Here is an 18,929-nt window from a genome sequence, read left to right on the forward strand (position 1 = left end):
ACAAAAGGATGCTAGCTTTGCAAACCCTAGTAATATTGTTAGAGGAAGCGATTACCTGGTATTTGAGAGGAAATTCTAAACATAAGGAAGTGGTTTGAAGTACTACTTTACATAATATAAATTATAAGACTTTTATAGAGGATTATTTTAAATAGCCTTATACCTTATTATATGTTAAGTAGTATTTAGACCCATGCATAATCAGCAAAGTCTTATTGTTTAACTAACACCTTAGCTTTTTCAAACAATGGATCCTCGTTCAGATATGCTTCTGGCAATGCTGAAAGTTCTACATCTGGCGTAATGCCTTTGTCTAAAGATTGTCCAGCCTTATTAAATGATTTCCCGGATGGCAGGAACAGGCCTACGCCATTTGATAACTTAAATTCCACCGGGTTGCCATTGCTTCCCGCAGACCGCTGGCCAATTAGTTGCGCATTCAGAGAGTTTTGCATCATCAATAAAAAGGATTCGCAGCTGCCGGCGTTTTGCGGGCCCATTAAGACCACTACTTTACTTTTATACAAGAAATCTTTAGCGGGCTCCAGAACCCTTGTGATCTCTTTGGTAAATGTCTTATGGGCTTCATCAAACAGTAGCACCTTTTCATAAGCCACCGGTTTATTTACAAAATGGCGGGCAAACTGCTGGGCTAACAGATCATCACCGCCCGGGTTTCCCCGCACATCTAGGATCAGGTACGGCAAATGCTGCAAGGCTTTTAATTTGGCGGTGGCAAAGGCAATGTCAACTGCTTGGGTTTTGTTCCAGGTATTGATCCTGATATAGCCAATGTTGTCTTGTACCGTACCCGCCACCACAAGTCTTCTAGGACTGGTTGTCAAATTCTGGAGCTGGGCATTAACCGCCTCAAAGTTATAGTTGGTGATTTTAAAGGTTGGCGGCTTGGTAACAAACAAGGTTTTGCCCAGGCGTACCCATACGTCCAGATCATCTGCCGGAGCTAAGCCATGAATCAGTTTGGTGGCAAAACCGCCGGTAGTCTTCTGTCGGATAATTTCCGGCTCCAAGGAATTTAAGGCTGCCTCCCAGTTATAGCCATTTTTACTAAGGGGCACATACCGCTGTAGAAAATAAGCTTTGAATTCCTGAAAAGCCGTTGCGTTGGCTTTTTGGTTTAATTCATTCTTCCTGCTTTGGGTATGAAACACCAATTGGGTGGCGGGCAAAGGCATGCCGCCTGCACTCTGGAATTTGTTACTGCTCTCCCCGTTCATGCGTAGTATATACAACCTTCCCCCTTTCAATTTCACGGGAATAATCACTTTCCTGGTGGTTGGCCAGAAGGGTTTGTCTATAATGTCTACCGAGGCCATGCTGGTGCCAGGAAAAGAGACTCCAGAGGTCATGTCCTTATCAAACTCAATGGTAATCTGAGTAAGTGTAGTGTCTACATCTGTCGCGCCGGAAGCTGGGAAAGACCTGGTTACTTTGGGCGCATTTGGCTGAGCCCAAACCGTCATTACAGAAAGCAGCCCAAGAACAAATACAGACAAAAACTTCATTTGAGGGTTATTTGTAGTGGTAAAAGATACCCTGGTAAAAAGGTGTCCAGATGGCGGCTTTCTGACCACAGGCTTTCAAGCCGGCATTGGCCCACGTGTTGCAGGTGTAAAACAGATTGTAGCTCCCTTTGGCCTCATAAAAAGCATCATCCATTCCGTAATTGGCATTTGTCACAATGTGCCTTGAGTCCCCGCGGGCATCTAGGTCAAACCGGGCTATAATAAACTTAGCCAACCGCTCATATTGCTCCTGACTTATGTCAATTCTCTTGCAGGCGTCATTCTCCACCATGGCGTGCATAAAGGTGGCATGTATGGCCGAAGAGCTTAGACCGGTCATGGCCTCAAACGCGGTACTAACCTTTAAATCTGCCCAGGTGGGTGTTTCCAGATAAAAGCCCTTGTCTCCCCACCCAAAACCCAGGTACCGGGCGGTGGTATCATTGCCTTTGGTGTGGCTGTACTTAACATATTTAGTCCAATCAATGACATTGCTCTTAACCGGTACTACCAGATCTGTGTGCACCCCATTGGTGAGAATATAAATGGAAATCTCTTTTTTGGTTTCAGGCTCCTGCGCCACACTCATTCTGGACAAGACAAAGGCAAAAACAAAATATATTAAAACCAAAAGGACCAGGACCATAAAGCCGTAGCCCACAATGTGGAGCGCTAATTTCAAGAATGGAAGAGTTATAAAGTTTGCTACAAGGAAAAAGAAATTACCTGGTTTTTACTCGTTTTAAGAAAAACAGGCCATAAACGGCAATAAAAATCCTCCCCTTTTGTAACAAGTACGGCAAACCTGCCATTAAATAGAAATAAATTTTGGCCGTAAGGTCCTCCCCTTTCTGTTTTAACCCCGTTTTCCTAAAAACATGCCTAAAACGGTTAGGCTGGCAAGGAGCTTAAAAAGCGTTTCCTCCCTCCTTCTTCGTTCTGCGGGTCCGTTACCTTTTTCCCAAATGAATTTAACCCAACAGAAAACATAGCCGTTGAATGCAGTTCAGAATTCTTATTTTTGCAGCCTTTGCCAGGCCATTTACCCCAACAGTTTCCTGTACTTACTACTCTGGACAACACCATGAAATTTGATACCGCTTCGCTTACCCAGCTTTCCATTCACCACGTGGGCAACAAAGGGCTGGAGCAAAAACTCACGCTGTCAGAGAACCCCGTCTCCCCTGGGGATGGTCTAATCGAAAGGCTGGAAAAGTTCTTTCTTACCAAATTCGCGCAGGCGCACGAGCGTTTCAAATTCACCCATGCTTCCTCGCTGCAGTTTAATGAAGTGTACAGCTACGCCGAGAACATCTTCGCCGATAAGGAGAACTTTCATGAGAACAGCCGCAACATTGCCCGCCACCTGTTTGAAAGCTCCAGCCACCCCAAGATTAAGCCCGGCGAACTGTACGTGTGCCATTTTATTAACTGCGAGATTGAAGAACGCGTAGTGGAAGCCGTGGGGATCTTTAAAACCGAGGTGAAAAGCGGCTACTTTGACGTGCAGCGCAAAAACCGCGACTTTGCCATCTCCTACCTGGAGGGCATTGACAGCAACAAATTTGACAAAGGCTGCATCATTTTCAATACCCGTCCGGACGAGGGCTTTATTGTAGCCATCATTGACAACCAGAACCGCGGCGAAGAAGCCCAATACTGGCGCGCGAATTTCCTGGGCCTTACCCAGATCAGCAATGAATTCCACCAGACCAACCACCTGCTCAACATGACCAAGGAGTTTATCTCTGAGCGCATGACCGAGGAGTTTGAGGTAGAAAACACGGATCAGATTGTGCTATTAAACCGGTCGGTGGAGTACTTCAACAAACACGAGACCTTTGACAAAGAGGAGTTTGAGACCGAGGTCTTTGGGCAACCCGACCTGATTGAGTCATTCCGGAATTTTGACGGGGAGTACCGCCAGAACTATGACATTGAATTAGAAGACAGCTTTGATATTTCGCCGCAGGCCGTTAAGAAACAGTCAAGGGTGTTCAAAAGCGTGCTCAAGCTGGACAAGAACTTCCATGTATACATTCATGGCAATAAAGACATGATAGAAAAAGGCGTGGACGAAGACGGCCGCAAGTATTATAAACTATACTTTGAGGAAGAGGAAGTATAGTTTTCGTTTTAAGCCCGTTTTTCTGAAAACAACGCAAAAACGCCCGCTCAATGTAAGTAGAGCGGGCGTTTGTTTTATTAAACTAGTGTACTGGCTAGCTTAGCAGCGCTTCGGTTTTTGGCGAAAGCGAACCGTAATCTTCGCGTACTTCATCGTCATTTGACCGGTGGATGAACGTGCTTACCAAAGACAAGGCTAAGGCAATAACCAGGGCAGGCCAGAAGCCTCTTACCTCAAAGCCACGCACCAACTTGTCTACAATCTTAATCACGATGGCAGAAACAATCAGTTTCACTATGAACTCCAGCAGGAAGAACGTGACCAGGTTCAGGACAAACGTCAGGATGTAACCTATCAAGACATTCAGGATACCAATTAGGATGGCTACCCACAAGGCGGTCCAGAAACTTTTCACGGTTACCTGCGGCATCAAATACGCTAGTAGCAGCAACACTCCGGCGCTTACTAAAAGATCAAGAATAAAATTCATTTGTTTTCATAGTTAAGGTAGAACAGAATTTTGATCATCGGGCCACTGCTGACCGACTTGAAAGCATATACTGCACTTAAGGCAATTAGGTTAAAGCGCCTGCCTAAAAGATTGCACCAGGACCTGCTGCAGCTCCTGCCATTTGGCGGGTTTCCCCTCCGGGAAACGTTGGTTTACCTCCAGTTCAAGGCCGGCATATTGATCATTGGAATAGTGCTTGCGAAGTTGGGTCACAAACCCATCGGCGGTGCCTTTGTAGGGGTAGTTGTACCTGATTTTATAAGCCGGCTGAAGTTGCTGCATCTGTTGCCGCCAGCGGGCGGCAAAGAATTGCTCCCGCTCCCGCTTGGGGTCATACAGAAAACCAATATCGGTGGTGCGCTCCTTGCCGTTTAGCTCTGGGGTGAAGCTGTGCACCGAAAGATGCAGCACCTGAAAGCCTTTCTCTACCCACGCCGCCACCTGGTTCTCCACCTTCTGCCGGTAAGGGTAGTAATATTTCTCCAGCACAGCGGCTGACTGTCCCGGAGAAAGCACCTGCGTGATTTCTGAGAACAAGTTTGGGTGGTGCAAAGACCGGTTCAACTCTACCAGTAACCGGCTGGTGGTGCTGGAAAGACTGAAGTCTGCCTGGCCCTTGAATTTTTTGAACAGTTCCAGCGCCCCTATGTCATACCCCCGGTGGGTTTGCAGGACGTCTTGGTGCTGCGCAAAAAAGGTCGCGTATTCTGCCGGAATCTCATTGCCGCCGTGCTCACAGGTCACCAATATCTTTAACCGCCGGTCATTCACGGGACAAACAGTTTATTCTGGGCAAGGCTTTGCGCCAGCCTTTGGTACACGTCTTTAATCTCTGGTAACCCAGGGGCTTCGCCCAGCGCTTTCAGAAGCCTGGTGGACAAAGGGCCATGTTCTAATAAAAGGTTTGCACTGTGGGCTAATTCTGAGGAAAAAGCTTCCTGGCTATAGATTTGTGACCACAAGTTTTCCCATACCTGTTTCATGGAAGCCTGCTCCTGCTCTATGCCAAATAACTTTAAATAACCTGTATTGGTGATTTGCGTTTCGGGGCCGTTTTTCAGAGAATTGAGGAAAAGCGCAGCCAGGTCTTGCGTGTCTGCTGTCTTCTGGTCATAATAACTGCTCCAGGTTTCGGCGGTTAGATGCTTGAGTACTTCGGTTACCAGCGCCACAATGGTAATATCTGCCAGCGGGCACTCCTGGTTGTCAATGATCCTTATCTCAATGGCGCCCCGGCTAAACCTGGCAATGGCTCCTCTGGAGTTCAGGAATTCGTCCTGTAATTGGCCGTCTGGGTCATACGGGGCAATGGCTTCAAACAAAGGCCTGAAAATCTGCGCATGGTAGTCTTCCTCAGAAAATACCGCCTCCGGAATTACCTGCCCGGCAATGAGCGGTATTTTTTGTTGATTTTTCCGGTACACCTCCAGGCGGGTATCCAGGAGGCCTGTGATCTGGCTGTCCAGCACCGGGGAAGCCGCGCTTATGGCCGGGATCAACGGTAACACTAACCTAATGGCCGCATGCAGCCTGCCAAATTCCACATCATTCCCAAAGGGCAGGTTCAGGTGGGTGCTCTGCAGGTTAGACCAGCCGTGGCCCTGGCAGTTGAAAATACGGTTGTAGGCCTCGTAAATCTCACTGGACTCATGGGGCCACAACACGGTTTCAGCATTTGGGTCCATGAATGGGTGCGCGCCTGAGGGCAACAGCATGGCATTGAAGGGTTCCAATAGTTCATTTACCCGCAGCACTTCCTGGTGAAAGGAATTGGCCAGAGAAGTAAGTTCAGGCGCGGGGCCGTTGGTCTTGAGCTCTAGTACGTGTAGCACCAGCTCATTTGACCAGGCCATGGTGCCGCGCTCCACGTCTGAGGTCAACTCCCCTGCTTCGGCTTTGAGAACCTCGTCTGCTATGGGTTTTACGGCCAGCGTGTCACGGTCTACAATCATGTATTCCATCTCCACGCCAAACCCTTCAAAGAGACCTAATTTGCGGTTGGTGCTCATGACAATTCCAGCTTCTTTTGGTTATCTATGCGGCGCTTGATTGATTTGAGAATGGTGAGGTAAAGGTCCTTCTTCAGGAATTTATCTTCCACGCCATAGTCAATATTGGGGTTGTCATTCACCTCAATCACGTAAGCCTTCCCGTCTATCTCTTTCACGTCTACCCCGTACAATCCGTCCCCAATTAAATTGGCGGCCTTTAGCGCAGTGTGCAGAACAAAGAAAGGAACCTGCTCAAAGGGCACGGTCTCAAAGTTACCCGAGATGTCTTTTTTCTTGCCTTCCCAGTTATAGATCTGCCAGTGGTCTTTGGCCATAAAATACTTGCAGGCATAAAGCGGCTGCTTGTCCAGCACGCCAATGCGCCAGTCAAAATCAGTAGGCGTGAATTCCTGGCCTATGATCAGGTCAGACTCGGCCAACATTTCATTAAGCTGTTCGGCCAATTCCTCTTCTGTTTTCACTTTCACCACGCCCTGGGAGAAAGACGAATCTGGTTTCTTGAGCACACACGGTAGCCCTAGTTCTTCCACCACTTTGTTGCAGTTATCGCGGTGAATGATCATGCTTTTCGGGATGGGCACCTTGGCTTTGGTGAGCAACTCTGCCAGGTACACTTTGTTGGTGCACCGGAGAATGGAAACCGGGTCATCAATCACCACCAGGCCATCGGCGTGGGCCCGGCGGGCAAACCTATACGTATGGTGGTTCACCGATGTGGTTTCTCTGATAAACAGGGCATCAAATTCTGAAAGCCGGCGGTAGTCTTCTTTGGTAATGAGTTCCGTGTAGAAGCCTAGCGTCTCGGCGGCTTCCATAAAGTTCTGGATGGCCTTGTCATTGGACGGTGGGTCGCTGTCGGCGGGGTTCACCAGAATGGCCAGGTCATAGATCTTCTTGTTGATGCGGTTGTTGGAGAACCGGTTACGGGCAAAATAGGCCCGCGCAAACTTGTACAGGTCCCGCAAGTGGTGTTCTGGTACTTCATTCACCGGAATGGGGTTGATGCTTTCCAGAATCCATTCTTTGTTGTAGACAAACTGCGCCCGCAGCAATGGGGCTTGAAACAGGTCATGCAACTGCTTGCTCAGTTTCTCATATTGCTTGGCCACGTTCTGCCCAAAGTAAATGCTGAGGGTAAAATTCTTGGACTTGAGCTTGGAAAGGCTTTTCTGGATAGACTCATTTATCTCATCGGTGATAGCCCTTACAATGGTCTGGGACTTGAGATCCTGAATGGTGGTCACGTTGGGGATAGCCCTGTGCCCCCTGGCTTCGGCTAATAAAGACACATAATACCCACTGCTCTGGTACTTGTAAGAACGGCATAAATTGAAAATACGGGCGCTCTTAATTTCAGTGTAGGCAGGATCTGTGAGGTACCGTTGCGCGTCTACCACTTCTACATCCTCTACGTCTAAATCCCAATCTTTAGGATTATTGACTACTACTAATTTGCGCATGAAGGTCTTTTGGGTCTGAAGTATAACTTGAATTTGGTTCTATGGCCAATAAATTGGCATCATACGTGACAATGCCCAGCATAATGGCATTAAGGAGCCTTGATATGGTGACATTGTAATAATTGTTGCCATACAGGGGGTTTTCCTGGTAAGGATCTGCCACGATCACGTGCTCTTTGTCATCGTCATTCTCAAAGCCGGCCAGCACCACAAAATGGCCCAGAGGCTCTCCCCGAACATCATCATAAATGGCTTCGCCGCGGTCATTGGTTCTTTCACGGGCGCAGTTATAGAGGTAGGTAGCGCTCAGGCCGGTAAGCAACGGCACGCCTCTGGAGAAATAGCTGTCCAGGAGGTTGGCCGTGAGGTCGCGGTGGCAAATCTCCCCGCCCAGCGTCAGGAACTCTACATAGGCTTGGGTGGCCACATGCAGTTTGGCGTCTGGTTTGTAGATCAGTTGTTCTTTGAGATTGGCAATGAGATCTTCTTTGCTAAGTTTAAACCAAGTGGGGTCAAACACGTGCAGGTTGTAGGTGTAGATTCTGGCCCGGTACCCTCTTTTCAAGGCATGGCAGCCTAAGAGCACCGCCAGGGTTCCACCTTCTTCTAAAAAGGAAACTTCTGAGATGACCTGCTCCAATGGTACCACATCTTTAAAATACTGGTATACCGCATGCAGGCTGGTAGGCCCGCAGGTAGAGTCATCTGGCTGGGTTAAAATCCTGAGAGAACTTAATAGGGTAACTGGAAGCACTTTGTCTACGTCTTTTTGTGTCTCTTATACGTGATTTACAAGTTGGGTTATAACCCAGGCGGGCTCCAGGGCAAAAACTTTTCAACGGCTAGGTAGTATTGGACAATCCAAAGTGCTTTTTTGCCTTAGGCCCAAAGGGTTGCTTTGGTTATATTCTTTTTTAAGAAAGAGTGTAGAATTCTGCAAACTATCACCTAGATTGGTACTTTAAGCGGCAAAGCCTTTAAGCGGCAATTTTCTGTAGTAAATCTTATTCCCCTTGAAAAAAGAAACACCTTACCGGGCCATTATAATTGACGATGATGAACTTAGCCGAATGATTCTGGAGCGGCACATCAAGGCCACCCCCACCTTAGAATTGGTACATTCCTTTGGGTCTAGCACCGAAGGCCTGGCCTGGCTGTTAAAGAAGGAGGGAGTAGACCTGCTTTTTCTGGACGTAGAAATGCCTGAAATGACCGGACTGGAATTGCTACGCACGCTGCCCCAAAAACCACAGACCATTCTTATCACGTCGCATAAAGACTTTGCCCTGCAGGCCTTTGAACTGCAGGTAGCCGATTACCTTCTAAAGCCCGCCGACTTTGCCCGTTTTACCCAGGCAGTTTTGAATGCCATAGGGAAAATGGAAAAGCCAAATGGTTCTCCTGCCCTTGTAACCGCTCAGGCTGAGGCCCTGTTTGTGAAGGTTGACAATAAGATCATTAAGTTAGATCTTAACCAGGTAGGGTACATTGAAGCCCGCGGTGATTACGTGGTCATTAACATGGAAGGCAAAAAACACATTGTCTACACCACCATGAGCGCCATTGACCAGAAACTCCCTGAAGATCAATTCATGCGGATTCACCGGTCATTTATTGTGAACTTAAGATTGATTGAGCTGATTGAAGATGATTCTGTTTTCATGCTGGAGAAGTACATTCCTATAGGTGGCTCTTACCAGTCTAAATTTTATAGCCGCATCAATAAGCTTTAGCCGACTCTTTTTCTTTTCGCACCTGCAAAATCCCGTTTTGGGGCTGTTTTTGATGAAACAGCCCCAAAACGGGATTTTTTTTTGGCATTTATTTCCAAACTTTATAACCTGAACGAACGTTCAATCATTATGTCTAAACGTAAAATTCAGCGGGAAACGAGCCTGCAATCCATTCTGGATGCCGCCTTGGAATTGTTTGCAGAGCAGGGATATGATAAAACTTCCATCCGGCAGATAGCCCAGAGGGCCGATATTTCTTTAGGGTTACTTTACAATTACTTTAAGAGTAAGGAAGATCTGCTGAAGGAGATTCTAGTGAAAGGCAGGCAGGATATTCTGGCTTCTTTTGAAAGACCCGAAGGTCTCACTCCTATTCAGTTTCTGGAGCACCACATTAGAAAGACATTTGAACTGCTGGAAAAGAATAAAAACTTCTGGCGGTTGTATCACAGCCTTAGGCTACAGTCTGAAGTGCTGAGAACGCTGGAGCAAGAGGTGGCTGCGGAAAACCAAATGATCCTCCAAAAGCTTACCCATAATTTGGCAGCCGCTGGCTCTACCTCTCCCTCGGCAGAAGCAGTGCTTATGTTTGCTACCCTAGACGGAATTGCACAGCACTACCTTATTCTCCCAAATTTCCCCTTACAGGATGTCATAATCCGGTACCTGGTTCAACTGAAAAGTCATCTGGCCTCTTAAAAATAAAGACTATGGAAACGAAGAATTGGGTTGATCGCTTGGCGTATCCATTCAAAGAAAACTACCTGCAGGTACCAGGTGGGCGGCTGCATTATGTAGATGAGGGAACCGGAGCGCCCCTTCTTTTCGTGCACGGTACCCCAACCTGGTCTTTTCTGTGGCGGCACCAGATAAAAGAGCTTTCCAAACAATACCGCTGCATTGCGGTAGACCATCTGGGTTTTGGCTTATCTGATAAACCTAAATCGTTTTCATACTCTTTAGAGGACCACCGCCAAAACCTGGGAAGGTTGGTAGACCATCTGGGACTGAACAAGGTTAACTTAGTGGTCCATGATTTTGGCGGATCTATTGGTTTGGGCTGGGCAGTAAGGAACCCTGATAAAGTATCCCGCCTGGTGATTATGAATACATGGATGTGGCCGGTCACAGAAGTGAAACCCATGATGCAGGCCAGCAAGTTATTTAGTAGCTGGTTAGGCAAGTTGCTTTACATAAATTTCAACCTTTCGCCCAGATTTCTGCTGCCCCAGGCCTTTTTTCAAAAAGAAAAACTAACCAAAGAGATTCACTCCCAGTATTTAGGTCCTTTTCAAAAAGAAGAACAGCGGTGGGGATTGTGGTACTTCGCGAAGGCCTTAGCGGGAGAAGCTGCTTACTTTCAGGAAATATACAACCAACGCCCCGTCCTGCTGAATAAGCCAACTTTGCTTATCTGGGGAAAACAGGATAAACTCATTCCTTATTCTTTCCTAGAAAAGTGGAAGGAAACATTACCGATGGCGAAAGTGGTAGAATTGAATACGGGGCATTTTATGCAGGAGGAAGAACCGGAAACCGTTACCACCGCCATCCAGGAATTCTTAACCCGCACCTAAACAAAAGGACCAGTTACTGATCTGTAACTGGTCCTTTTCGCTTTATAACTAGAATATTTTATCCGCGGGGTTTGTGCCGGCTTTCCAGTACCTGCACTACTTCGGCAAGAGAAAGGCCAGAGGCTTCCAGCAGCACTAGTAAGTGGAAAATCAAGTCGGCGGCCTCGCCTTTCATGGTGTCCGTTTTTCCGGCTACGGCATCAATCACTACCTCAACAGCCTCCTCCCCTACCTTCTGTGCCATCTTGTTCAGGCCTTTGTCAAAAAGAAAGTTGGTGTAGGATCCTTCCACAGGGTTCTTTACCCGGTCTTTGATGGTCTGCTCCAGGCTGGCAATAAATTGAAGGGCCTTTTCTGTGGGCGTGAAGTTCTGAAAACTCCTCTGGTGATAAGAAGGCTCTCCATTTTGCTTGTCAAAGCAGGTTTCGGTATTGCGGTGACAGGCCGGGCCGGTAGGGTTTACCAAAACCAAAAGAGTATCACGGTCGCAGTCCAGTTCCACCTGCACTACTTGCAGGGTGTTACCAGAGGTTTCGCCTTTGGTCCAGAGGCGGTTTTTGGAGCGGGAGTAAAAGGTAACCAACCCGGTTTCCTGGGTCTTCTGGTACGCCTCCTGGTTCATGTAGGCCAGCATGAGTACTTTCCCGTCGGAGGCATTCTGAATGACAGCCGGAACTAGCCCGCCGCCTTTATTGAAATCTATGGTCATTTAGGTTGAGGTAATAAAGGCTAGCTTCTTGGGTTTCTTAAAAGTAAGGCCAGCATCCAGGTACTAATATCTAACGTCTATATGGTGATTGGCCAGGAAATGCTTTAAGTCTGTAATGCTCACTTCCTGAAAGTGGAAGATACTGGCGGCCAAGGCGGCATCTGCTCCGGCTTCAAACACGTCCAGGAAATGTTGTTGGTTGCCCGCCCCCCCTGAGGCAATAACTGGCACTATTACTTGCCTTGAGATTTCACCGGTAATGTCCAGGGCGAACCCGTTTTTGGTGCCGTCGTTGCTCATGGAGGTAAGCAGAATTTCACCGGCACCGCGCTCCACTACTTCCTTCGCCCAATCCAGCGCGAAAAGCCCCGTGTCTACCGTACCGGCTTTGCTGAACACTTTCCAGCCTTCGGCGGTGTGCTTGGTATCAATGGCCACGGTCACGCATTGACTCCCGAACCGGTTGGCCAATTGGGTGATCAGTTCGGGGTGCTGAATGGCAGAAGAGTTTATGGAAACCTTGTCGGCACCGTTTTGCAAAAGCACCTCTACGTCTTCTACGGCACTAATTCCCCCTCCCACTGTGAACGGAATGTCTATGTGCCGGGCCACTTCGCGCACTAATTCCCGCAGGGTTTTGCGTTTTTCATTGGTAGCGGTAATGTCCAGGAAAACCAGTTCATCGGCGCCCTGCTTGGCATAAAGCGCCGCCAGTTCCACCGGGTCCCCGGCATCCCTAATATCTTCAAACCGAACGCCCTTGACGGTGCGCCCGTTTTTGATGTCAAGGCAAGGAATAATTCTTTTAGTAAGCATATAATGGGCTTTACCCTAAACCGCTCTTTTTAAGGGTGGCTTCCGGCTTTTGCTGTAGTTATTTGAAAATCGTTTTGAGCCTCTTTTTTAAAAAATAGCCGTAAAACAGGAACTCATACTTTTAAAGTGAAGCAGAAAAAGAATACATCTCCATCTCCTTAAATCTTTAAATCTAGATTACCTCTTTGGCCAGATCTTCCAGTGAAATGGTACCTTCATAAATGGCTTTCCCGATGATGGCGCCATGGAGACCGGCTGCTCTTAATTGGCGCACTTCCTCAATGGTGGTCACACCGCCGCTTGCAATAAATTGGAGGTCTGGAAAGGAGGCGATCAACTTTTGGTAAATATCTAAGGAGGAACCTTGTAGTTTTCCGTCTTTGCTCACGTCTGTGCAGATAAACGTTTTGGCGCCCTTTTCAGAAAAAGAGGCTATAAACGACTCCAGCGTCAAATCACTTTGGTCTGCCCAGGCATTAATGGCGATGAAGTTATCTTTGAAATCGGCCCCTACAATAATGCGGTCGGCGCCATATTCTTTCAGCCATTTTTGTACCGTTTTTGGTTCCCGCACAGCTATACTTCCGGCGGTAACCTGCTGTGCCCCTGCGTCTAACGCCATTTGAATGGCATCTACACTTTGCAAACCTCCGCCGTAATCAATGACCAGGTTGGTTTCCCGGGCAATGCGCGCTAAAATGGGCAAATTCACCGGTTGTTTGGCCCGGGCCCCGTCCAGGTCAACTAAATGTAGCCGACGAAGACCCAAAGCCTCAAACTGTTTGGCCACTTCCACGGGGTCTGAGTGGTAGGTAGTTTGCTGTGAGAAATCGCCCTCGGTAAGACGAACGCATTTGCCGTCAATCAGGTCTATGGCTGGAATGATTTCCATATCTAAAGCTGTAAAAAGTTCTGGAGAATCTGCGCACCCGCCGGGCCGCTTTTCTCGGTGTGAAACTGTACTGCGTAAAAGTTCTGGTATTGCAACGCCGCGCTAAACGGTTCTGGATACGAGCTTTGGGCAATGGTGTACTCCGTTACGGGCGCGTAATAACTATGCACAAAATACGCATATTCATTTTCTTTGATGCCTGAAAATAAGGGGCCATTCAGATCATGAAGGTTGTTCCAGCCCATGTGCGGCACTTTTAACGCCACCTCAAACCTTTTTACCTGAACGGGAATAATGCCTAGCATTTCGGTGTCGCCTTCCTCAGAGTGCTGGCACAAGAGCTGCATGCCCAGGCAAACACCCAGAAAGGGTTGGGTAAGCGTAGGTAATAGCTGGTCCAGGTTCTTTTCTTTTAAGGCGCGCATCGCAGATGAGGCCTCTCCCACCCCCGGAAAGATCACTTTGTCCGCCGACTTGATCTCTTCTGCATTGGAGGTAACGGTGGCCTGTACCCCCAATCGCTCCAGTGCGAAGAGCACACTCTGCACGTTGCCGGCTTTATAATCTACAATGATTGTTTTCATTACAGAATTCCTTTGGTGCTTGGAATCTCCATCTTATTCACATCGCGCACCAGCGCCATTTTCATGGCTTTGGCTACGGCCTTAAAGATAGCCTCAATCTTGTGGTGCTCATTTTCTCCCTCGGCTTTGATGTTGAGGTTTGACTTGGAAGTGTCTGAAAACGACTTGAAGAAGTGCATGAACATCTCAGTGGGCATATCGCCTACTTTCTCACGGGTGAATTTGGCGTCCCACACCAGCCAGGGACGGCCAGAAAAGTCAATGGCGGCGTGCACCAGGGCATCATCCATTGGTAATAAAAACCCATACCGACTGATACCACGCTTGTCACCGATGGCCTGGGAAAAAGCCTCGCCCAGGGCCAGGGCCGTGTCTTCAATGGTGTGGTGCTCATCAATATGCAGATCACCCTTCACGTTAATGCGCAGGTCTACGCCTGAATGGCGGGCCAATTGGTCCAACATGTGATCAAAGAAACCCAGGCCGGTGTGCATGTCTGATTTCCCTTCGCCATCCAGGTTGATATCCACAGTAATCTGGGTCTCGTTGGTGTTACGCTGGATGGTGGCCTTACGAGCCGGCAGCTTCAGGAAGGCATAAATAGCATCCCAGTCGGTGCTGGTGAAGGCGGCCTCTTCATGGGCCTGGTCCTGCAGGAAAATGCTTTTAGCCCCAAGGTTTTTAGCCAGTTGAATGTCTGTCTGGCGGTCACCTATTACATAGGAGTTGGCCAGGTCATATTCGCCGGAGAGGTATTTCCCCAGCATACCCAGACGCGGCTTGCGGTTAGGGCTGTTCTCGTGCTCAAAAGAAGGGTCAATGAAAACCTCAGAGAAAATAATGCCCTCCCCTTCCAGTATTTCCAGCATTTTATTCTGGTAAGGCCAGAAGGTATCCTCGGGGTAAGAGTCGGTGCCCAGGCCGTCCTGGTTGGTAACCATCACAAACTCGTAATCCAATTCAGAATAGATTTTGAAGAGGTTCCGGATGACTTTGGGGTAAAACGTGAATTTCTCAAAGGAATCTACCTGAAAATCGGTAGGTGGCTCAATTAATATGGTACCGTCTCGGTCAATGAATAAGACTTTTTTCATGTGGCTGGTTTCAGGTATAGGCGAGTTGGTGGCTCCCTATACAAGGATAGTTGATAATAGGCCTGGGGATACAAGTATGCCAGGGCCTGAATAAATTATTCTGTTTTAAGCCTGTTTTCTGGAAAACAGGCTTAAAACGCAAAAGCTAAGCTACGCTCTTTTCCTGGGAGTATGCCTTTAAAGACCCTAATAAATGGTCATTTTCAGCGGGCGTACCAATGGTTATGCGCAGGCAATTGGCACAGCCCGGCTGGGTAGAACGGTTTCTGACCACCACGCCTCGCTCCAGAAGATAGGCATACAGGTCATTGGCGTTGGCCACCTGCACCAGCACGAAGTTGGCATCTGAGGGGAACACCTTTTCAATTAGCGGCATCTGGTTAAAGGCCGCCATCACCCGCTCCCGCTCTGTGGTAATTACCTGTAACATGTCTTGCAGTTGCGCTGTTTTGTCCAGTGCCGCACTTACCAGTTCCTGGGTGACCGCATTGATGTTGTAAGGGGGCTTTATCTTGTTGAGGTAGGCAATGATTTCTGGCGAGGCAAAGGCCATACCCAGGCGCAGACCAGCCATCCCCCAGGCTTTGGAAAGCGTTTGCAGCACTACCAGGTTTGGGAATTCAAAAAGGCGCGTGCTCCAGCTAGGGGCCTCGGTAAAGTCAATATAGGCTTCATCTACTACCACCAACCCATTGAAAGACTTGATCAGGCGCTCTACAGTGTCCGGGTTCAGCAGATTTCCGGTGGGGTTGTTGGGCGAACACAGGAAAAGGATTTTGGTACGGTCTGTCTGTTTTGCGGCTATTTTCTCAAAAACAGGCTGAAAACGCTCATCCAATGCTACCCGCTGAATACCCACGTGGTGAATATTGGCGCTTACCTCATACATGCCATACGTGGGTGGCAGCAAGATCACTTCATCTTTCCCGGGTTCGCATACCAGCCGGACCAACAGGTCAATGGCTTCATCTGAGCCGTTGCCAATAAAGATCTGCTCAGGACGTATGCCTTTCAACAGTGACAGCTTTTCCTTGATGGCTTTCTGGTAGGGATCTGGATACCGGTTATAGTCTACCCCGCCGGCCAGGCTCCCCAGGTTATTCTCGTTGGCATCTAAATAGACGCTGGCCTCACCCTCAAACTCATCCCTGGCCGAAGAATACGGCTTCAATGACAGCAGGTGTGGGCGAATGAATTTATCTATTGAAAACATTGTATAATGTGCTAATTAAATAATGTGCTGATGTGCTATTTTACTGGTTTAGGTAAAACACACCATACGACTGCTTTAATTCTTTACTCCTCTCTTTTGCCATTCTGAAACGACCTTGTGGGCGAACTGTAAATGCTTGACACAAACGGGTTGGCCAATCGCTACCCAGATTTCCAGGAGGTCAAACTTATTTTTTAGCGAGTCTGATAGACACCGCATGCTTATGGGCGCGCAGTCCTTCAGCTTCGGCCATGGTTTCCACGGCTGGACCAATACGCTCCAGGCCTTCGCGGGTAAGGTGCTGAAAGGTGATTTTCTTCACAAAGCTATCCAATGACACCCCGCTGTAATTACGGGCGTAGCCGTTGGTAGGTAACGTGTGGTTAGTGCCTGAGGCATAGTCTCCTACCGATTCTGGACTGTAGTGACCCATGAAAACAGAACCCGCCTGGGTTACCTTTTCTGCCAGGGCTTCCGGGTTCGCAACAGAGAGAATCAAGTGCTCTGGCGCGTATTGGTTAGAGAAATCCAGCGCTTCTTCTGACGTGTTTAACACTACCCCTACGCTATTGTTTAACGCCTGCTGGGCCACGGCCTGGCGAGGCAATTGCGCCACTTGCGTGGCAATAGCCGCCTTTACGTCTTGAAGCTGTTTTTCTGAATTCGTGACAAAAACAACTTGAGAGTCCGGGCCGTGTTCAGCTTGGGACAGTAAATCGGCTGCCACGAAATCTGGGTCCGCGGAGTCATCCGCAATCACCAGCACTTCTGAAGGTCCGGCTGGCATGTCAATGGCTACGCCTAATTGGGTAACCATTTGTTTGGCGGCTGTCACGTATTGATTACCCGGTCCGAAAATCTTGTCTACCGCCGGAACCGTTTCTGTTCCGAAGGCCAGGGCTGCAATGGCCTGGGCCCCGCCTGCTTTTAAAATGCGTGAAATCCCTAGCACGTGGGCAGTATACAAAATGGATGGGTGCACGGTGCCATTTGCGCCCGGAGGCGTAGCCAACACAATTTCCTGGCAACCCGCAATTTGCGCCGGTATGCCCAGCATCAACAAGGTAGAAAACAAAGGAGCGCTTCCGCCGGGTATGTATAGCCCGACCTTTTGGATAGCCACTGATTTCCGCCAGCAGGTTACCCCGGCAATGGTTTCAACCTGCTTTACCGGTTCCCGCTGCGCTTCATGGAACACCTGTATGTTATTATAAGCTAGCGCAATGGCTGCTTTCAATTCCTGAGAGACTTGAGAGATGGCCGCAGAAATCTCAGCTTCACTCACCCACACATCTTGCAGGCTCGCTTTATCAAATTTAGCGGCCAGTTCTATAAGGGCGGCATCACCACGTTGGCGTACCAGGTCAAAGGTTTGCTGCACGCCTTCCCGTAATTGGCTCAGTTCCTGCACCGGCCGTTTGCTCAGGGCTGCCCAATCTGCGGGTTCTGGATAAAGAAACGTCTTCATGTTAGCCTATCATTTTTTCAATAGGAACCACCAGAATGCCTTCGGCGCCGGCCTCTTTCAGTTTCTGGATAATGTCCCAGAAGTCATCTTCGTTTACCACAGAGTGTAAAGAGCTCCAGCCTTCGGTCGCCAAGGGAATAATGGTAGGCGATTTAATGCCCGGCAGCAACGGCTTGATTTGCGGAATAGCAGAGTTTGGCGCGTTCAGGACTACGTATTTAGATTTCTGGGCTTTCTGCACAGCTTCCATCCGGAACAAAAGTTGCTGCAGAATCCGGTTTTTCTCCTGGTCCAGGTTTTGGTTGGCAATCAGGACCGCCTCAGATTTGAACACAGTCTCTACTTCCCGAAGGCCGTTGCTGATCAAGGTAGAACCCGACGAAACAATGTCACACACGGCGTCTGCCAGGCCAATGCTGGGCGCAATCTCCACCGAACCGCTTATGGTATGTATGTCGGCTTTCACTCCTTTTGAAGTGAGGTATTCCTGCAACAGGTTGGGATAAGAGGTGGCAATGCTTTTGCCTTCCAGGGTGGTCACATCCTGGTAATCGTCTCCTTTAGACACGGCCAGAGACAAGCGGCATTTACTGAAGCCTAGGTTTTTAACAGAGAGTTTCTGGAGTCCTTCCTCTACCAATACGTTCTGCCCTACAATCCCAATGTCGGCCACGCCGTCAGCCACGTAGCCCGGTATGTCATCATCCCGGAGAAAAAGGATTTCCAGCGGAAAATTGGTGGCCTCTGTTTTGAGTTTTGAAGTGGTGCTGATAAAAGATATGCCGCATTCCCGAATGAGCTTAAGGGAGTCGTCTGACAAGCGACCGGATTTTTGGATGGCTAACCGGATCATAGAAGTATGGAGTTGCTTTGGTAAGCGTGGTGAATTGAGACAAAGATAGTACCTGAACTGCTTATCTTCCTGACAAGCAACGGTAAATATGGGGCCCAGCCCCAATACGGGCGATATGATGTATTGATTCCTCCTAGGAGGAATGGTGGAAATGATGGCAATGCACGCCCTGCACCGTAGAAACGGCGTTAGAAAGGGAGATATGTGTTAGGGCGTTGCTCATCTTGGTGCGCCAAAGGTAAAAAGTATTTCCAATAATCCTTCAACTTAATCGTTTCTATTTCGCTTGCGTTGAAAGCCTAACAACAGTTACCTTTGCAAAGCGCTACTTTATATCAAAATAAATACATTAT

19 protein-coding genes are annotated in these 18,929 nt (G+C 48.4%); 4 read left to right on the plus strand and 15 right to left on the minus strand.

The features are described from left to right. Positions 1 to 212: 212 nt before the first annotated feature. Positions 213 to 1,526: a S41 family peptidase gene (locus TH63_RS07730; RefSeq protein ID WP_082161592.1), complete on the minus strand. Its 1,314-nt coding sequence runs from the start codon at positions 1,524 to 1,526 to the stop codon at positions 213 to 215. Between the two features lie 7 nt (positions 1,527 to 1,533). Continuing rightward, positions 1,534 to 2,208: a TIGR02117 family protein gene (locus tag TH63_RS07735; RefSeq protein WP_197088654.1), complete on the minus strand. Its 675-nt coding sequence runs from the start codon at positions 2,206 to 2,208 to the stop codon at positions 1,534 to 1,536. A gap of 402 nt (positions 2,209 to 2,610) precedes the next feature. On the opposite strand from TH63_RS07735, the gene TH63_RS07740 reads away from it, so the two are divergent. Continuing rightward, the gene (locus tag TH63_RS07740) at positions 2,611 to 3,654 is read left to right on the plus strand and encodes a nucleoid-associated protein (protein WP_076606619.1); all 1,044 of its coding nucleotides are present in this window, start codon (positions 2,611 to 2,613) and stop codon (positions 3,652 to 3,654) included. Positions 3,655 to 3,748: 94 nt separating this feature from the next. Here TH63_RS07740 and TH63_RS07745 read toward each other — a convergent pair whose 3' ends face one another. The 5 genes from TH63_RS07745 to TH63_RS07765 all read right to left on the minus strand — a co-directional run bounded on the left by TH63_RS07745 (position 3,749) and on the right by TH63_RS07765 (position 8,391). Continuing rightward, on the minus strand, positions 3,749 to 4,144 hold the full coding sequence (locus TH63_RS07745) for a phage holin family protein (protein WP_082161593.1): 396 nt from the start codon (positions 4,142 to 4,144) through the stop codon (positions 3,749 to 3,751). Between the two features lie 90 nt (positions 4,145 to 4,234). Continuing rightward, on the minus strand, positions 4,235 to 4,936 hold the full coding sequence (locus TH63_RS07750; RefSeq protein WP_048920448.1) for an N-formylglutamate amidohydrolase: 702 nt from the start codon (positions 4,934 to 4,936) through the stop codon (positions 4,235 to 4,237). Beyond that, complete coding sequence (locus tag TH63_RS07755) at positions 4,933 to 6,174, minus strand: carboxylate-amine ligase (RefSeq protein WP_048920449.1); 1,242 nt, start codon at positions 6,172 to 6,174, stop codon at positions 4,933 to 4,935. Before TH63_RS07755 ends, TH63_RS07750 begins: the two co-directional genes overlap by 4 nt. Further along, positions 6,171 to 7,637 (minus strand): RimK family protein, encoded by a 1,467-nt coding sequence (locus TH63_RS07760; RefSeq protein ID WP_048920450.1) that lies wholly within the window; start codon positions 7,635 to 7,637, stop codon positions 6,171 to 6,173. Before TH63_RS07760 ends, TH63_RS07755 begins: the two co-directional genes overlap by 4 nt. Further along, positions 7,612 to 8,391, minus strand: a complete 780-nt coding sequence (locus TH63_RS07765; RefSeq protein ID WP_048920451.1) for a peptidase-C39 like family protein — start codon at positions 8,389 to 8,391, stop codon at positions 7,612 to 7,614. Before TH63_RS07765 ends, TH63_RS07760 begins: the two co-directional genes overlap by 26 nt. A 259-nt stretch (positions 8,392 to 8,650) precedes the next feature. On the opposite strand from TH63_RS07765, the gene TH63_RS07770 reads away from it, so the two are divergent. The 3 genes from TH63_RS07770 (at position 8,651) to TH63_RS07780 (ending at position 10,947) form a co-directional block, all read left to right on the plus strand. After that, a complete protein-coding gene (locus TH63_RS07770) occupies positions 8,651 to 9,370 on the plus strand; it encodes a LytR/AlgR family response regulator transcription factor (protein ID WP_048920452.1) in 720 nt (239 codons plus the stop codon). Between the two features lie 129 nt (positions 9,371 to 9,499). After that, positions 9,500 to 10,069 carry a TetR/AcrR family transcriptional regulator gene (locus TH63_RS07775; RefSeq protein WP_076606621.1) on the plus strand — a complete coding sequence of 190 codons (570 nt, stop codon included), beginning with the start codon at positions 9,500 to 9,502 and terminating at the stop codon, positions 10,067 to 10,069. Positions 10,070 to 10,080: 11 nt separating this feature from the next. Then, complete coding sequence (locus TH63_RS07780; protein WP_048920454.1) at positions 10,081 to 10,947, plus strand: alpha/beta fold hydrolase; 867 nt, start codon at positions 10,081 to 10,083, stop codon at positions 10,945 to 10,947. Between the two features lie 58 nt (positions 10,948 to 11,005). On the opposite strand, the gene hisIE is transcribed toward TH63_RS07780, so the two are convergent. The 8 genes from hisIE to hisG form a co-directional block, all read right to left on the minus strand. Then, positions 11,006 to 11,656, minus strand: coding sequence for a bifunctional phosphoribosyl-AMP cyclohydrolase/phosphoribosyl-ATP diphosphatase HisIE (hisIE, locus tag TH63_RS07785; protein WP_048920455.1), 651 nt, complete (start codon positions 11,654 to 11,656; stop codon positions 11,006 to 11,008). Positions 11,657 to 11,719: 63 nt separating this feature from the next. After that, entirely contained in the window at positions 11,720 to 12,472 is a 753-nt protein-coding gene (gene hisF / locus TH63_RS07790) for an imidazole glycerol phosphate synthase subunit HisF (protein ID WP_048920456.1), read from the minus strand. A gap of 172 nt (positions 12,473 to 12,644) precedes the next feature. Continuing rightward, complete coding sequence (gene hisA / locus TH63_RS07795; RefSeq protein ID WP_048920457.1) at positions 12,645 to 13,364, minus strand: 1-(5-phosphoribosyl)-5-[(5-phosphoribosylamino)methylideneamino]imidazole-4-carboxamide isomerase; 720 nt, start codon at positions 13,362 to 13,364, stop codon at positions 12,645 to 12,647. A 2-nt stretch (positions 13,365 to 13,366) separates the two neighbouring features. Then, positions 13,367 to 13,948 carry an imidazole glycerol phosphate synthase subunit HisH gene (hisH, locus tag TH63_RS07800; protein WP_048920458.1) on the minus strand — a complete coding sequence of 194 codons (582 nt, stop codon included), beginning with the start codon at positions 13,946 to 13,948 and terminating at the stop codon, positions 13,367 to 13,369. Then, a complete protein-coding gene (hisB, locus tag TH63_RS07805) occupies positions 13,948 to 15,042 on the minus strand; it encodes a bifunctional histidinol-phosphatase/imidazoleglycerol-phosphate dehydratase HisB (protein ID WP_048920459.1) in 1,095 nt (364 codons plus the stop codon). Before hisB ends, hisH begins: the two co-directional genes overlap by 1 nt. 145 nt (positions 15,043 to 15,187) lie before the next feature. Next, the gene (gene hisC / locus TH63_RS07810; RefSeq protein ID WP_048920460.1) at positions 15,188 to 16,255 is read right to left on the minus strand and encodes a histidinol-phosphate transaminase; all 1,068 of its coding nucleotides are present in this window, start codon (positions 16,253 to 16,255) and stop codon (positions 15,188 to 15,190) included. Positions 16,256 to 16,442: 187 nt separating this feature from the next. Continuing rightward, a complete protein-coding gene (hisD, locus tag TH63_RS07815; protein WP_048920461.1) occupies positions 16,443 to 17,723 on the minus strand; it encodes a histidinol dehydrogenase in 1,281 nt (426 codons plus the stop codon). Between the two features lies 1 nt (position 17,724). Beyond that, positions 17,725 to 18,576, minus strand: a complete 852-nt coding sequence (gene hisG / locus TH63_RS07820) for an ATP phosphoribosyltransferase (RefSeq protein ID WP_048920462.1) — start codon at positions 18,574 to 18,576, stop codon at positions 17,725 to 17,727. Positions 18,577 to 18,929 lie beyond the last annotated feature (353 nt).

Source organism: Rufibacter radiotolerans (assembly GCF_001078055.1).
GTDB lineage: Bacteria > Bacteroidota > Bacteroidia > Cytophagales > Hymenobacteraceae > Nibribacter > Nibribacter radiotolerans.

Bases quoted from the DNA above. Each gene is read 5' to 3' on its own strand.
- TH63_RS07730 (WP_082161592.1), bottom strand. From the start codon at position 1,526: ATGAAGTTTTTGTCTGTATTTGTTCTTGGGCTGCTTTCTGTAATGACG.
- TH63_RS07740 (WP_076606619.1), top strand. From the start codon at position 2,611: ATGAAATTTGATACCGCTTCGCTTACCCAGCTTTCCATTCACCACGTG.
- TH63_RS07745 (WP_082161593.1), bottom strand. From the start codon at position 4,144: ATGAATTTTATTCTTGATCTTTTAGTAAGCGCCGGAGTGTTGCTGCTA.
- TH63_RS07755 (WP_048920449.1), bottom strand. From the start codon at position 6,174: ATGAGCACCAACCGCAAATTAGGTCTCTTTGAAGGGTTTGGCGTGGAG.
- TH63_RS07760 (WP_048920450.1), bottom strand. From the start codon at position 7,637: ATGCGCAAATTAGTAGTAGTCAATAATCCTAAAGATTGGGATTTAGAC.
- TH63_RS07775 (WP_076606621.1), top strand. From the start codon at position 9,500: ATGTCTAAACGTAAAATTCAGCGGGAAACGAGCCTGCAATCCATTCTG.
- TH63_RS07780 (WP_048920454.1), top strand. From the start codon at position 10,081: ATGGAAACGAAGAATTGGGTTGATCGCTTGGCGTATCCATTCAAAGAA.
- hisIE (WP_048920455.1), bottom strand. From the start codon at position 11,656: ATGACCATAGATTTCAATAAAGGCGGCGGGCTAGTTCCGGCTGTCATT.
- hisF (WP_048920456.1), bottom strand. From the start codon at position 12,472: ATGCTTACTAAAAGAATTATTCCTTGCCTTGACATCAAAAACGGGCGC.
- hisA (WP_048920457.1), bottom strand. From the start codon at position 13,364: ATGGAAATCATTCCAGCCATAGACCTGATTGACGGCAAATGCGTTCGT.
- hisH (WP_048920458.1), bottom strand. From the start codon at position 13,948: ATGAAAACAATCATTGTAGATTATAAAGCCGGCAACGTGCAGAGTGTG.
- hisB (WP_048920459.1), bottom strand. From the start codon at position 15,042: ATGAAAAAAGTCTTATTCATTGACCGAGACGGTACCATATTAATTGAG.
- hisC (WP_048920460.1), bottom strand. From the start codon at position 16,255: ATGTTTTCAATAGATAAATTCATTCGCCCACACCTGCTGTCATTGAAG.
- hisD (WP_048920461.1), bottom strand. From the start codon at position 17,723: ATGAAGACGTTTCTTTATCCAGAACCCGCAGATTGGGCAGCCCTGAGC.
- hisG (WP_048920462.1), bottom strand. From the start codon at position 18,576: ATGATCCGGTTAGCCATCCAAAAATCCGGTCGCTTGTCAGACGACTCC.